This window comes from Luteibacter sp. HAY1-4A (assembly GCF_056755355.1).
In genome coordinates this window covers 62984-77656 of sequence record NZ_JBNDHZ010000002.1, presented here as the reverse complement: position 1 = coordinate 77656, position 14673 = coordinate 62984, and the positions used below count along the sequence as shown (strand labels likewise).

Genomic DNA, 14673 nt, shown 5'->3' with positions numbered 1-14673 from the left:
GAGATTCACGGGGGCGCCGTTCGGTGGGACGCCGCGCCGAGCCTGGCCTATGGGCATGCCCATGGTCGCAGCGCCCCTCGGCGGGCAAAACGGTCCGCGGATTATATCGCGGAATCCGGATGCAGGGATGAACGGTGTTTTTCGGTACTCTCGGGGTTCCGGTCAGACACGAGAGCCCGATGGAAGCCGCACGCGATCCCGAATTCCTTCCCCACGACGGCCCCCTGCGCGAGGACGTCCGCCGCCTGGGCGCCCTGGTCGGCCAGATGCTTGCGGAACAGGGCGGCCAGGCCTTCTTCGAACGGGTGGAGCAGGTGCGTACCGCGGCCATCCACCGCCGGCGCAGCGGTGCCTCGGTGGATGCCCTGGCGAAGACCCTGACCGGCCTCGAGGCCGCCGATGCCGAGGCGCTGGCCCGTGCCTTCGCCACATACTTCCAGGCCGTGAACACGGCCGAGCGCGTACACCGTATCCGCCGCCGCCGCGACTACCAGCGTGAAGGCGGGGCGCCGCAGCCGGAATCGCTGGCGGCGGTGCTGGCGCAGTTGAAGGCGGATGGAGTGGACCGCGATGAGTTGACCCGCCTGCTCGGCCACCTCGACGTGGAACCGGTGTTCACCGCCCACCCCACCGAGGCGGTGCGTCGTTCCCTGCTCGAGAAGGAACAGGAGATCGTGCGCGCGCTCGTGGACGAATTCGACCCGACCCGCACGCCGCAGGAGCGTCGCGACGACGACGCGCGCATCCTCATGGCGCTGTCCGCCGGATGGCAGACCGCCGAAGCGTCGCCGGTGCGGCCGAGCGTGCAGGACGAATTCGAGCACGTGGGCTTCTACATCGCGCAGCCGCTCTACCGCGTGGTGCCCGCGCTGTACGAAGCGCTGGAGCAGGCGCTTGCCGATACCTTCGGCGAAGGCATCGCCGTGCCGCGCGTGCTGCGCTTCGCCACCTGGGTAGGCGGCGACATGGACGGCAACCCGAACGTCAATGCCGATACCGTCGCGGCCACGCTTTCCGCGCAGCGCTCGCTCGTGCTCGAGCGCTACGTCGAGGACGTCGGCGCGCTCGGTCGCCTGCTCAGCCAGACGGACGATCGTGTCGCGCTGAGCGACGATTTCCACGCGCGCCTCGATGGGTACCGTGCGAAGTTCCCGGATGCCGCCGCGCGCATCCGGCCGCGGCATGCCGACATGCCTTACCGCGGCTTCCTCACGTTCGTGGCCGAACGCCTCGATGCGACGCTGCACGACAGGGACGGTCGGTACGCCTCCGCGGACGAATTCATCGACGACATCGTGCTGGTGGAAAAGAGCCTCCTGGAGCATGGCGGAAAGCACGCCGGTGCCTATGCCGTCGGCCGCCTGTTGTGGCGTGCGCGCACGTTCGGGTTCCACCTTGCGCGGCTGGATGTGCGCCAGGACGCTCGCCTGCACGACGAAGCGCTGTCGGCGCTGCTGAACGATAGGGAGTGGGCGAACCGCGATGCGGCGACGCGCGCCGGCACTCTCCGGCCTTACGCGTCCGGCGAACGCAATTTCGTGGCCGGGTCCGGCGACGAGAACGTGACGATGCTGCGCGACGTGTTCGCCACGTTGGCGGATTCGCGCAAGCGCTACGGCCACGAGGCGACGGGGCTGTACATCATCAGCATGGCCGAGACGGCCGCCGACGTGCTCGCGGTGCTGGCGCTCGCGCGCCATGGCGGCCTCGTGCACGAAGGCATCGTGCCGCTCGACGTGGCGCCGCTGTTCGAAACGATCGACGATCTGGCGGGCGGCGCAGAAACCCTGCGCACGCTGCTCGACGATCCTGTCTATCGCGCCCACCTCAAGGCCCGCGGCGACCGCCAGTGGGTGATGCTCGGCTACTCCGACAGCGGCAAGGACGGCGGCACCGTCGCATCGAAGTGGAGCCTGCAACGCGCACAGGTGGAACTGCTGGAGGTGGCAAGACAAGCGGGCATCCGCATCGCCTTCTTCCATGGCCGCGGGGGCTCGGCCAGCCGCGGCGGTTCGCGCATCACGCCGGCGCTCATGGCGTCGCCGCGGGGTTCGGTGGCGGGCATCCTGCGCGTGACCGAGCAGGGCGAAGTGATTCACCGCAAGTACGGCATCCGCGCGCTGGCCGTGCGCAACCTCGAGCAGACATTGGGCGCCGTGATGCGCGCATCGCTGCGGCCGCGCGACAGCGAGGCACGCGAAACGGCCTGGAAGGACACGATGGCGCGGCTTTCGGATGCGAGCCGCAAGGCGTACCGAGCATTTGTCGACAAGGAAGGCTTCGTCGACTACTTCCGTGACGCCACGCCGATCGACGTCATCGAACGGATGACGCTCGGCTCGCGTCCGGCGCGCCGGCGCAGCATGAAGGGCGTGGAAGACCTGCGCGCCATTCCCTGGGTGTTCTCCTGGACGCAATGCCGCGCTGTGCTCACCGGGTGGTACGGGCTGGGCTCGGCGCTGGACGCCACCGCGCAGGAATGCGGCGAAGAGGCACTTGTCCACATGGCGCGCGACTGGCCGTTCTTCGCCACGATGCTCGACGACGTGGAGATGGTGCTCGCCAAGGCCGACATCGATATCGCCGAGGCTTTCTCGAAACTGGCGGGACCGCTGCACGACCGTTTCTTCCCGATGCTTCGCGACGAGTTCGAGCGGACGGTGCGCTGGGTGCAGAAGCTCAAGGGCGGCACCGAACTGCTGGCCGGCGACGCACGGCTGGCGACGTCGATCCGCCTGCGCAATCCGTATGTCGACCCAATGAGCCTGCTGCAGGTGGATCTGCTGAAGCGCTGGCGCGCCACGGGCGGCAAGGACGATACCTTGCTCAAGGCGCTGGTGGCCTGCGTGAATGGCGTTTCGCAGGGTTTGCAGAATACCGGTTGAAGCAATTCCCACACAAAACCGGCTATGCCTTGTGTGGGAGCCGCTTCAGCGGCGATGGGTGCTTGCGACAAGATTGCCCGCTGCCGCGGGATCGCCGGCATAGCCGGCTCCCACACCAAGCTCACACGCCTCAGCCTTCCAGCTCTTCCCAGCGCGCGAATGCCGTCTCCAGTTCCGCTTGCAGCTTCGCCAGTTCCTCGTTGGCCCGGGTGATCGCTGCCGCGTCCTGCTGGAAGTACTTCGGATCGTTCATCGCTTCGGTGCGCTTCGCGATCTCGGCTTCCAGCTGTTCGAGTTTCGCGGGCAGGAGGTCGAGTTCGCGCTGCTCCTTGAACGACAGCTTCCGCTTCGGTGCGGCGGGCGCTGCCGCGGGCTCCGGGGCGGGCGCGTTCTTCGTCGCAACGGGCCTCGGTGCCGGCGTGGCCGGGCGCTGCCGCAGCCAGTCGCTGTAGCCGCCGATGTATTCGCCCACCTGGCCGTTGCCTTCGAGCACCAGCGTGCTGGTGACCACATTGTCGATGAAGTCGCGATCGTGCGACACCAGCAGGAGGGTGCCGGTGTACTCGTTGAGCAGCTCTTCGAGCAGCTCCAGCGTCTCCACGTCCAGATCGTTCGTCGGTTCGTCCATCACCAGCAGGTTGGACGGCTGCGCGAACAGCTTCGCGAGCAGCAGGCGGTTGCGTTCACCGCCCGACAGCCGCGTGATCGGTGCGCGCGCCCGCTCCGGGGAGAACAGGAAATCCTGCAGGTACCCGATGATGTGCTTGCGCTGGCCGTTCAACTCGATGTATTCGCGGCCCTCGGCCACGTTGTCCAGCGCGTTCAAACGGTCGTCGAGCACGGAACGGTGCTGGTCGAAGTAAGCCACTTCGAGCCCCGTGCCGAGCGTGACCTCGCCTTGCTGCGGCTTCAGTTCGCCGAGCAGGATCTTCAGCAGCGTGGACTTGCCGGCGCCGTTGGGGCCCATGATGCCCACGCGATCGCCACGCATGATGGTGGTCGATATGTCGTCGAGCAGCGTGCGCCCGCCGTAGGCCTGGGTCACGTGCTTCGCCTCGATCACCTTGCGCCCCGACGCCTGCGCCGTGGCCAGGGTGATGCGCGCGTTGCCGGACTGCTCGCGGCGCTCCGCGCGCTCGCGTCGCAACGCCTTCAGCGCGCGGACGCGGCCTTCGTTGCGGGTGCGACGCGCCTTGATACCCTGGCGGATCCACACTTCTTCCTGCGCCAGCTTGCGGTCGAAATGGGCGTTCGCCTGTGCCTCGGCGTGCAGCCGCTCTTCGCGACGGCGCAGGTAATTGTCGTAGTCGCCGGGCCAGCTGGTGACGGCACCGCGGTCGATCTCCACGATGCGCGTGGCCAGTGCACGCAGGAAGCTGCGATCGTGGGTGATGAAGACGATGCTGCCGGCGAAGTTCTTGAGGAAGCTTTCCAGCCAGGCGATGGCCTCGATGTCGAGGTGATTCGTGGGCTCGTCGAGCAGCAGGAGGTTCGGGTCGCGCACCAGCGCCTGCCCCAACAGCACGCGGCGCTTCATGCCGCCGGAGAGTTCGGAAAAATCGGTATGGGCCGGCAGCTCCAGGCGCTCGATCACCTGCTGCACGCGCGAGTCCAGGTCCCACGCGTTATGCGCCTCGATCTGGGCCTGCACGTCGCCCAGCCCGTCCATGTCACCCTCGTCGAGCAGGTGGTGATAGCGCGCGAGCAGGTGGCCCAGTTCGCCGAGGCCATCGGCCACCACGTCGAAGACACTGCCCTGCGTGTCCTGCGGCACTTCCTGCGTGAGCCGCGCGATGCGGGTACCGCCTTGCAGGCGGATCTCGCCGTCGTCGGGATGCAATTCGCCGGCGATGAGCTTCAGCAAGGTGGACTTGCCGGCACCGTTGCGGCCGACGATGCAGACGCGCTCGCCGGTATCGAGCGAAAGATCGACCTGTTCGAGCAGGAGCGGGCCGCCGACGCTGTAGTCGACGTTGAGGAGTTGGATAAGCGACATCCGCCCATTGTACCCGCTGACCGCGGCCCTCTTACGGGGCGTCGAGCCGGTAACGCGTGTGCTGGCGCCAGACGGTGCCCGGACGCAGGATCGCGCCTTCCGCGTCCTGGCCGTTCACCTGGTCCGGGAACGCCTGTGTTTCCAGTGCGAAGCCCGCAAATGGGCCGTATACGTCGCCATGCCTTCCGGGCTGCCCGGTCAGCTTCTGGCCACTGTAGAACTGCAGCCCCGGGCGGTCGGTCTCGACGGTGAGCCGGCGGCCGCTGGACGGCTCGGTGACCACGGCCACCACCCGTGGCGCGGCGCCCGCGTCGCCGCGCGGCACGTAGCAATGGTCGAAGCCGCCCACCAGGCGGAGTTGCGGGTCCGGCCAGTGCAGGCGCGAGCCGATCGGCGCCGCTTCGCGGAAATCGAAGGCCGTGCCGGCCACGCCTTGCCGCCCCACGGGAATGGCGCCCGCGTCGATGGCGAGGAACGCGTCGGCGTCGATCCGGATGACGTGATCGCGGATATCCGGGCGGCGGTCGTTGAGGTTGAAGTACGGGTGGGCGGTGAGGCTGAGGGGTGTCGGCGCATCGCTGGTGGCGGCATAACGCAGGTCCAGGCTGCCGTCGTCCTCCAGGCGCAGGCGAAGCTCCACGCGCACCTCGCCGGGGAAGCCGCCGTCGCCTTCCGGCGAGACGAGCCGCAGCGTCAGTCCGCCATCGTCCGGCTCCACGTCCCAGCGCTGGCGATGGAACCCGTCGTTGCCGCCATGCAGGTGGTTGCCGCCGTCGTTGCGGTCCACCCGGTAGTCGATACCGTCGAGGCGGAACCTGCCGCCCCGGATACGGTTGGCCCAGCGACCGACGATGCCGCCCATGTACGCATTGGAATCCAGGTACTGCCGCGCATCGGCATGGCCGAGAAGCACCTCGCCCATGCGTCCCTGCCGATCCGGCGTCTGCCACGAAAGCAGCGTGCCGCCGAGATCGCTGATCTCCACCTGCGCGCCGCCGGCATTGCGCAGCGTCCAGCGGTGCAGGGGGCGGCCGTCGGGAAGGTGTCCCCAGGCGGTGGCTTGCGATACGGGCATGGAACGTTCCTGGCGGGCGGCGCTCATGTCGCTCCCGTCGTGCGATGGAGGTCGAGGTACTGTCGCGGGGTGCAATCGTACTCGCGACGGAATACCGCATACATGTACTGAAGCGACGTGAAGCCGCAGCGAAGCGCGATGTCCGCCAGCGGCGTGTCGGAATGGGCGATCAGGTCGCAGGCGGCGTCGAGCTTGTGCTTCAGGATCACCTGGTGCACGGTCTGCTTCAGTTCGCGTTTGAAATGTTCCTCGAGCACCGTGCGCGACACGCCCACGTAGTCCGCCACCTGCTCGGTCTTGATGCCGAGGCATCCATATTGCCGGATGTAGTGGCTGGCCCGCATGACATGCGGGCTGCGTACCGGGTGGTAACGGCTCGACACCTGCACGTTGATCCCCACGGGTGGCACCAGCACGCGCGTGCCCGAGCATTCCACCCCGCGCAGCATCTGGTGCAGGAGGTGCGCGGCGGTGCGGCCCATTTCCTCGGCTCCCTGGATCACGGAGGTGAGGGGAATGCGCGTAAGCAGCTGCGCCATGGGGTCGTTGTCGATACCCACGATGGCCACCTGTTCCGGTACCGGGATGTCGCCGATCACGCAGGCTTGCAGGATCTGCCGCGCGCGGGCATCCGTGGCGGCGATGATGCCGATGGGTTTCGGCAGGGCCTTCAGCCACGCCACCAGTTCCTCCACCGCCTCGCCCCATCCGCCCGCGCTGGTGGGCGAGCCCTCGTACACCGTGGCCTCGACGGCCTCCTCCTCGACGATGGCGCGGAACGCATGCTCGCGCTCCTGGGCCCAGCGGCTGCCCGGATGTGCCGGGATGCCGTAGAACGCGAACCGGCTGAGGCCCTGCTCGATGAGGTGGTCGTAGGCGAGGCGCACGAGGCGCGCGTTGTCGGTGGCGATGTAGGGCACGCCGGCCGGATAGGCCGCAGGATCGTGGTACGACCCGCCCACCGCCACCACGGGAATGTGCAGGCCGCTGAGGGCTTCCGGCGCTTCCGGATCGTCGAAGTCGGCGATGACGCCGTCGCCCTTGAACTGGTGGATGTCGCGCATGCGGCTGCGGAAATCCTCTTCCATGAAGAGGTCCCACTCCACGCGAGTGCTGTTCAGGTAGTGGCCAATACCCGCGACGACCTGGCGGTCGTACACCTTGTTGGCGTTGAACAGGAGGGCGATGCGATGGGGAGCGGTCATGGTCTTCCGGGTACGACTAACCAGCACCAAGCTAGCAGGGTTGCGAGGCCCGTCAATGACGCGGCGCGGCATCGAAAAAGACCTTCCGCGCGAGGGAAATCGCAATTGCGCGGCATGGGCCGCGCTGGTCACGATCGTTGGAATCCGTCCCCACGCTCGTCAAGGAATTGTTATGTCGTACTTCTCCCATATTCCGAAGATCCGCCACGAAGGCGCCGACAGCGAGAATCCGCTGGCCTTCCGGTATTACGATCCCGACAAGCGGGTGCTGGGCAAGCGGATGGAAGACCACCTCCGCCTCGCCACATGTTACTGGCATACCTTCGTCTGGCCCGGCTCGGACGTCTTCGGTGCGGGCACCTTCGGACGTCCGTGGCAGCAGGCTGGGGATCCGATGGAACGGGCGCGCGAGAAGACGGATGCCGCGTTCGACTTCTTCTCCCGCCTTGGCACCCCGTTCTACACCTTCCACGACACCGACGTGGCGCCGGAAGGCGACGGCCTGGCCGATTACCGCAAGAACTTCGCCGCGATGGTGGACGTGCTCGAGCGGAAGCAGGCCGACACGGGCATGCGGCTGCTGTGGGGCACGGCCAATCTCTTCAGCCACCCGCGCTACGCGGCCGGCGCCGCGACCAACCCGCAGCCGGAGGTGTTCGCCTATGCCGCGACGCAAGTGCGTCACGCGATGGAGGCGACACACCGTCTGGGCGGCGCCAACTACGTGCTGTGGGGTGGTCGCGAGGGTTACGACACCCTCCTGAACACGGACCTCAAGCGCGAGCGCAGCCAGCTGGGACGCTTCTTCCAGATGGTGATCGAGCACAAGCACAAGATCGGCTTCAAGGGCACCATCCTCATCGAGCCGAAGCCGCAGGAGCCCACCAAGCACCAGTACGACTACGACACCGCCACGGTGTATGGCTTCCTGAAGGAATTCGGGCTCGAGAACGAGGTGAAGACCAACCTCGAAGCCAACCATGCCACCCTCGCGGGTCATTCGTTCCACCACGAGGTGGCCACATCCATCTCGCTCGGCCTGTTCGGTTCCATCGACGCCAACCGCGGCGACCCGCAGAACGGCTGGGACACCGACCAGTTCCCCAACAGCGTGGAAGAACTCACGCTGGTGACGTACGAGATCCTGAAGGCCGGCGGCTTCACCACAGGCGGCTTCAACTTCGACACCAAGGTGCGCAGGCAAAGCAGCGCGCCGGAAGACCTGTTCCACGGCCATATCGGTGCCATCGACGCGCTGGCGCTCAGCCTCGAACGCGCGGCCCGCATGATCGAACGCGACGCGCTCGCGGCGTTCAAGGCGAAGCGCTATGCGGGATGGGACGGCGACTTCGGCGGCAAGATCCTGCAAGGGGGCTTCACCCTGGCCTCGCTCTCCGACGATGCCCTCGCACGGGACATCCGCCCCGAGCACGTTTCGGGTGCGCAGGAGTTGCTCGAGAACATCGTGAACCGCTATATCTACGGTTGAATGAGAGACGACATGGAAACGCCGTCGCGCCTGTATCTGGGCATCGACCTGGGCACATCATCGGTAAAAGCGGTCCTCATGGATGAGGCGGGCGCCGTGCGCGCCAACGCCACGAGCCCGCTCGAGGTGTCGCATCCCAGGCAACGCTGGTCGGAGCAGGATCCGGCCGCGTGGTGGACGGCGACGGAGTCCGCGGTGGAGAAAGTCCTCACGCAAGCCGACGCGCGGCGCGTCGTCGCCATAGGCCTTTCCGGCCAGATGCATGGCGCGACGCTGCTCGACGATGCCGATGCGGTCCTCCGTCCTGCCATCCTCTGGAACGACGGGCGCTCCGACGTGGAATGCGCGGAACTGGAACGCGTGCCGGGCTTCCGCGCCATCACGGGCAACCTCGCCATGCCGGGGTTCACAGCGCCCAAGCTCGCATGGGTGCGCCGGCACGAGCCCGCCGTGTTCGATCGCGTCGCGAAGGTGCTGCTGCCGAAGGATTACCTGCGCCTGCGCCTCACCGGCGACTATTTCACCGATGCGTCCGACGCCGCGGGCACCTTGTGGCTGGACGTGAAGAATCGCCAGTGGAGCGATGCGATGCTCGCCGCCACGGGTCTCGACCGTTCGCACATGCCGCAGGTGAGGGAGGGCACGCAGGCCGCGGGCCGCCTGCGGCCAGAGCTGGCGGCGCGCTGGGGCATGGACACCGTGCCGGTGGCCGCGGGCGGTGGCGACAACGCCGCCGGCGCCGTCGGCGTGGGTATCGTGCGCCACGGGCAGGCCATGCTTTCGCTCGGAACCTCGGGCGTGTACTTCGCCGTGTCGGACGGTTTTCGCGCCAGCCCGGAGCAGGCCGTGCATGCCTTCTGCCATGCGTTGCCCAACACCTGGCACCTGATGTCGGTGATGCTCAACGCGGCCAGTTGCCTCGATTTCACGGCGCGGCTCACCGGCATGGCGGACGTGCCCGCGCTGCTGGCGGAAGCGGAAGCCCGCGGCCTGGAAACACACGGACCGTTGTTCCTTCCCTACCTCACGGGCGAGCGCACACCGCATAACGATCCGCACGCACGCGGCTCCTTTACGCAACTCGGGCCGGGTACCGATCGCGCCGACCTCGCCAACGCCACGCTCGAGGGCGTTGGCCTGGGTCTTCTCGACGGACTGCTTGCTGTCGAATCCACGGGCCTGGTCGCCCAGGAGATCACCGTCATCGGCGGCGGCTCGCGCAGCGCCTACTGGACGCAGATGCTGGCCGACATTCTCGGCAAGCGCCTGGTCATGCGCAGCGGCGGCGACGTCGGTCCGGCGCTGGGGGCCGCACGCCTGGCGCGCCTTGCCGCCGAGCCCGGTGCCACGCTCGACGAGGTCTGCCCCATGCCACCCGTGACGGCCGCCTTCGAGCCCGATGCGGCGCGTCATGCTTATTTCCTGCAAACGCGTCACCCTCTGTTCCGCCATTCTTACGAACGTCTGAAACCCCTGTATGCCGACGCCGACGCCGGCGACGAAATCCGCCCTTCCGCAAGGGCGATGCCATGACCGTATGGAGAAACCCATGAAACAGAAGCCCCTGCACGCCCTGCTGGCCGTATCGATGATCGCCGCCGGTGTCTTCGCCGCGCCCCAGGCGCACGCGAGCAAGGACAAGCCGGTGATCGGTTTCTCCATCGACGACCTCCGCGTCGAGCGCTGGACGCGCGACCGCGATTACTTCAAGGCCGCGGCCGAGGCCAAGGGCGCCACCGTGTCCGTGCAGTCCGCCGACGCCAATGAGCAGAAGCAGATCCAGCAGATCGAGAACCTCATCTCGCGCAAGGTCGACGTGATCGTGATCGTGCCGTTCAACGCGAAGACGCTCACCACCGTGGTGGCCGAGGCGAAGCGCGCCGGCATCAAGGTGATCTCCTACGACCGCCTTATCCTCAACGCCGACGTGGACGCATACATCTCGTTCGACAACGACAAGGTCGGGCAGATGCAGGCGCAGGGCGTCGTCAACGCCGCACCGAAGGGCAACTACTTCCTGCTCGGCGGCGCGCCCACCGACAACAACGCGAAGATCCTCCGCGAAGGCCAGATGAAGGTGCTGAAGCCGCTGGTCGACAAGGGCGACATCAAGATCGTCGGACAGCAGTGGACCAACGAATGGCTGGCGTCCAACGCGCAGTCGATCATCGAGAACGCGCTCACCGCCAACAAGAACAACATCCAGGGCATCGTCGCTTCCAACGACGGCACCGCGGGTGGCGCCATCGCCGCGCTCAACGGCCAGAAGCTGGCGGGCAAGGTCGCGGTGTCCGGCCAGGACGCCGACCTTGCCGCCATCAAGCGGATCAAGGCCGGCACGCAGACGATGACGGTGTACAAGCCGATCAAGACCATCGCCACCGATGCGGCCAACCTGGCCGTGCAGTTGGCCAAGGGCGAAACGCCGGCGTTCACCTCGAAGATGAACAACGGCAAGAAGGACGTCGACACCATCCTGCTCGCGCCCACCGCGCTCACGAAGCAGAACGTCGACCTCGTGGTGAAGGACGGCTTCTATACCCAGGCCCAGGTCGGCCCCTGATACCGTCGTCATGAGCGAATACCTGTTCGAGATGCGCCGGATCGTCAAGGAGTTCTCCGGCGTTCGCGCGCTGGACGGCATCGACCTCGCCGTCCGGCCCGGCGAATGCGTGGGCCTCTGCGGCGAGAACGGCGCGGGCAAGTCCACCCTCATGAAGGTGCTGTCGGGGGTGTATCCCTACGGCACCTGGGAGGGCGAGATCCTCTTCGAAGGCAAGCCGCTGAAGGCTTACTCGGTTCGCGACAGCGAAGACGCCGGTGTGGTCATCATCCACCAGGAACTGATGCTGGTGCCGCAATTGTCGGTGGCGGAGAACATCTTCCTCGGCAACGAGATTCGCCGGTTCGGCGGGTTGATGGACTACGACGCGATGTACGCGAAGGCGGAGGCGCTGCTCGCCCGGCTGAAGCTCAAGGACGTGAACGTCGCGGCGCCGGTCATGAACTATGGCGGCGGTTACCAGCAGCTGTTCGAGATCGCCAAGGCGCTGGCGAAGAACGCGCGCCTCCTCATCCTCGACGAGCCGTCGTCATCCCTCACTTCAGCCGAGACGGACACACTGCTGTCCATCATCGAGGACCTGAAGCGCGAGGGCGTGGCCTGCGTGTACATCTCGCACAAGCTCGACGAGGTGGCACGGGTATGCGACACCGTCACCGTGATCCGCGACGGCAAGCACATCCTGACGAAACCGATGGCCGACATGACCACGCATTCGATCATTACGGCGATGGTCGGCCGCGACATCGAGAACCTGTTCCCAAAGGTGGACCACGACATCGGCGACGTGGTGTTCGAGGCGCGGCACGTCACCTGCTGGGATGTCGCCAATCCGAACCGCAAGCGGGTGGACGACATCTCCTTCCAGGTACGCCGCGGGGAAATCCTGGGTATTGCCGGCCTCGTCGGCGCGGGCCGCACGGAACTGGTGTCGGCCATCTTTGGCGCCTACCCCGGCCGCTACGAGGCGGAACTCGTGCTCGAGGGGAAGCCCATCAAGGTGAGAACGCCGGAGCAGGCGATCAAGGCCGGGCTGTCGCTGGTTCCCGAGGACCGCAAGCGCCAGGGCATCGTGCCGTTGCTCGGCGTGGGCGACAACATCACCCTCGCCACGCTGTCGCATTACTCGCGCGCCGGACAGATCGACAGGCAGGCGGAATTGCAGACCGTGGAAGCCGAGATCCGCCGCCTGCGCGTGAAGACGGCCAGCCCGGAACTGCCGATCGTCGGCCTGTCGGGCGGCAACCAGCAGAAGGCCGTGCTCACGAAGATGCTGCTGCCGCAGCCGAAGGTGCTCATCCTCGACGAACCCACGCGGGGCGTCGACGTCGGTTCCAAGTACGACATCTACAAGCTGATGTTCGAACTTGCGGCCAAGGGCGTGGCCATCATCATGGTCTCGTCCGAAATGCCCGAGGTGCTGGGCGTCAGCGACCGCGTGCTCGTGGTGGGCGAGGGCAGGCTGCGGGGCGACTTCCCGAGTCTTGGTCTCACCCAGGAGCAGGTACTGGCCGCGGCCATCTCACACGCCGCGGAAGGGCCCGCACACGCGGCCTGATCCCCGATCCGTTCAAAAGCGTCATCAGGAAAGGTTTCCATGCAGGCACAGAAAGTCCAGCAGCTGTTCGTCCGCTACAAGATCCTCGCGCTGCTTATCGCGGTGGCGATCATCTGGGTCTTCTTCCACGTGAAGACGGACGCCGCGTTCATCACCCCGGGGAACCTCTCGAACCTGTTCCGGCAGATGGCGATCACCGGCATGCTCGCGTGCGGCATGGTGTTCGTCATCATCGCGGGGGAAATCGACCTCTCCATCGGTTCCTTGCTGGGGCTGCTCGGCGGCGTGGTCGCCATCCTCACGGTGAACGAGGGCTGGGGCACGTGGCCCGCCATCGGCGCGGTGCTGGTGCTCGGCCTGCTGCTCGGCGCGTTCAACGGCTTCATCGTCACGAAGATGCGCGTGCCTTCGTTCATCGTCGGTCTCGGCGGCATGCTGGCCTTCCGCGGCATCGTGCTCTACATCACGGGCAGTTCGACCATCGCGCCGGCGCCCGACGATCTTATCGCGCTCGGTCAGGGTTTCGTGCCCGTGGCACTGTCGCGCTGGATAGGCGCGGTGATCTTCCTCGTGATGGTGGGCCTCGCGGTGCGCCGCCGCGTGCGGCGCTCGAAGCTGGGGCTGCAGCAGGGCCCGTTGTGGGTCGAGGTGCTGCGGCTCGTCGCCATCGGTGCTTTCATCGCCGGCTTCATCAGGATGCTCAACGACGCCAACGGCATTCCCATTCCCGTGATGATCCTGCTCGGCCTGCTGGCTGCATTCACCTATGTCTCCACGCAGACGGTGTTCGGCCGCCACATCTACGCGGTGGGCGGCAACATGGAAGCCACCCGGCTTTCCGGCGTGAACGTGGCGCGGGTGAAGCTCGTGGTCTTCGCGCTGATGGGACTGATGTGCGCGTTCGCCGGCATCATCACGGTGGCGCGCACGGGTTCGGGTTCGCCCTCCGCCGGCACCGGCGGGGAACTCGATGCGATCTCCGCCTGCTTCATTGGCGGCACCTCCATGCGCGGCGGTTCGGGAACGGTCTACGGCGCACTCATCGGCGCGCTCGTCATGGCCAGCCTCGATAGCGGCATGCAGCTGATGGACGTGGACAATTCCTGGCAGATGATCATCAAGGGCGTGATCCTGGTCCTGGCCGTGTGGGTGGACGTGCTCTCCGGCTCGAACCGCAACGCCTGACCTGCGGCCGGCCCGCTTCCTGTGGGAGCCGCTTCAGCGGCGATGGGTGCTCGCATAAGGCTTGCCCGCTGCGCGGGTTCGCCGCTGAAGCGGCTCCCACATGTCGCCCGTCTCACGGCAATGCTTTGGCCATCTGCAGATGGTGCTTGAGCTTCGGTAACGTCTTCTTCGCGAAGGCTTTCAGGTCCGGATTGGAACCCTTCTCGATCTCGGTCTCGAAGATCGCCACGGCTTCCTCGTGGTCGGCAACCATCATCTTCGCGTAGGCCTTGTCGAATTCGGCACCGTGCATGCGCGACATGGCATCGATCATTTTCTGGCTGTCCGGCATGGGTGACTCCACGAGCGAATAACCCTTGTCGCCTGACTTCAGCCCCTTCAGCTCGTCGTTGTCGTGCGTATGGTCGTCGACCATCTGCTGTGCGAACTTCTTCACCTTCGCGGACGACGACTGCTTCAGTGCGAGCTTGCTCGCTTCCACTTCGGCGAGCCCGGATGCGCCGGCATTCTTGAAGAACCCGGCATCGGTGGCGGTGCCTCCCTGGCTGTCTTTTTCCTGGGCATGGGCAGCGGCAAGGCCCAGTGTGGCGGCGAGGAAGGCAATGGCGAGGGCAGGGCGGCGGGTCATGGCGGGCTCTCCGGGGTGGAGACTCTAACGTCGCACCACCGCGATGAAACGCCCGTGAGAATAGCTGGACGATAGGGTCCAGCTACATG

The 14673-nt window shown here is 66.6% G+C and carries 10 protein-coding genes and 1 riboswitch; of the genes, 6 read left to right on the top strand and 4 right to left on the bottom strand.

Annotation, left to right across the window (positions count from 1 at the left end):
• Positions 1-4: 4 nt before the first annotated feature.
• Positions 5-85, bottom strand: a riboswitch (S-adenosyl-L-homocysteine riboswitch).
• Between the two features lie 94 nt (positions 86-179).
• The gene (gene ppc / locus ACPYOD_RS01210; RefSeq protein ID WP_481299899.1) at positions 180-2885 is read left to right on the top strand and encodes a phosphoenolpyruvate carboxylase; all 2706 of its coding nucleotides are present in this window, start codon (positions 180-182) and stop codon (positions 2883-2885) included.
• Between the two features lie 130 nt (positions 2886-3015).
• Here the strand turns inward: ppc and ACPYOD_RS01205 are convergent, their stop codons facing one another.
• Genes ACPYOD_RS01205 through ACPYOD_RS01195 form a run of 3 tightly spaced genes read right to left on the bottom strand, consistent with a single transcriptional unit; the run spans position 3016 to position 7161 of the window.
• The gene (locus tag ACPYOD_RS01205; protein WP_481299898.1) at positions 3016-4881 is read right to left on the bottom strand and encodes an ATP-binding cassette domain-containing protein; all 1866 of its coding nucleotides are present in this window, start codon (positions 4879-4881) and stop codon (positions 3016-3018) included.
• A gap of 31 nt (positions 4882-4912) precedes the next feature.
• A complete protein-coding gene (locus tag ACPYOD_RS01200) occupies positions 4913-5983 on the bottom strand; it encodes an aldose epimerase family protein (RefSeq protein ID WP_481299897.1) in 1071 nt (356 codons plus the stop codon).
• Positions 5980-7161 (bottom strand): XylR family transcriptional regulator, encoded by a 1182-nt coding sequence (locus ACPYOD_RS01195; RefSeq protein WP_481299896.1) that lies wholly within the window; start codon positions 7159-7161, stop codon positions 5980-5982. The genes ACPYOD_RS01200 and ACPYOD_RS01195 overlap by 4 nt, the downstream gene beginning before the upstream one ends.
• Before the next feature lie 172 nt (positions 7162-7333).
• Between ACPYOD_RS01195 and xylA the strand changes: the two genes are divergently transcribed.
• From xylA to ACPYOD_RS01170, 5 genes are read left to right on the top strand one after another with little or no spacing between them, the layout of a single operon-like run.
• Positions 7334-8650 (top strand): xylose isomerase, encoded by a 1317-nt coding sequence (gene xylA / locus ACPYOD_RS01190; RefSeq protein ID WP_481299895.1) that lies wholly within the window; start codon positions 7334-7336, stop codon positions 8648-8650.
• A 12-nt stretch (positions 8651-8662) separates the two neighbouring features.
• Complete coding sequence (xylB, locus tag ACPYOD_RS01185) at positions 8663-10183, top strand: xylulokinase (RefSeq protein WP_481299894.1); 1521 nt, start codon at positions 8663-8665, stop codon at positions 10181-10183.
• Between the two features lie 16 nt (positions 10184-10199).
• A complete protein-coding gene (xylF, locus tag ACPYOD_RS01180; RefSeq protein ID WP_481299893.1) occupies positions 10200-11213 on the top strand; it encodes a D-xylose ABC transporter substrate-binding protein in 1014 nt (337 codons plus the stop codon).
• Between the two features lie 10 nt (positions 11214-11223).
• The gene (locus tag ACPYOD_RS01175) at positions 11224-12771 is read left to right on the top strand and encodes a xylose ABC transporter ATP-binding protein (protein ID WP_481299892.1); all 1548 of its coding nucleotides are present in this window, start codon (positions 11224-11226) and stop codon (positions 12769-12771) included.
• Positions 12772-12810: 39 nt separating this feature from the next.
• Complete coding sequence (locus ACPYOD_RS01170) at positions 12811-13956, top strand: sugar ABC transporter permease (protein WP_481299891.1); 1146 nt, start codon at positions 12811-12813, stop codon at positions 13954-13956.
• Positions 13957-14068: 112 nt separating this feature from the next.
• Here the strand turns inward: ACPYOD_RS01170 and ACPYOD_RS01165 are convergent, their stop codons facing one another.
• On the bottom strand, positions 14069-14584 hold the full coding sequence (locus ACPYOD_RS01165) for a DUF4142 domain-containing protein (protein WP_481299890.1): 516 nt from the start codon (positions 14582-14584) through the stop codon (positions 14069-14071).
• Positions 14585-14673 lie beyond the last annotated feature (89 nt).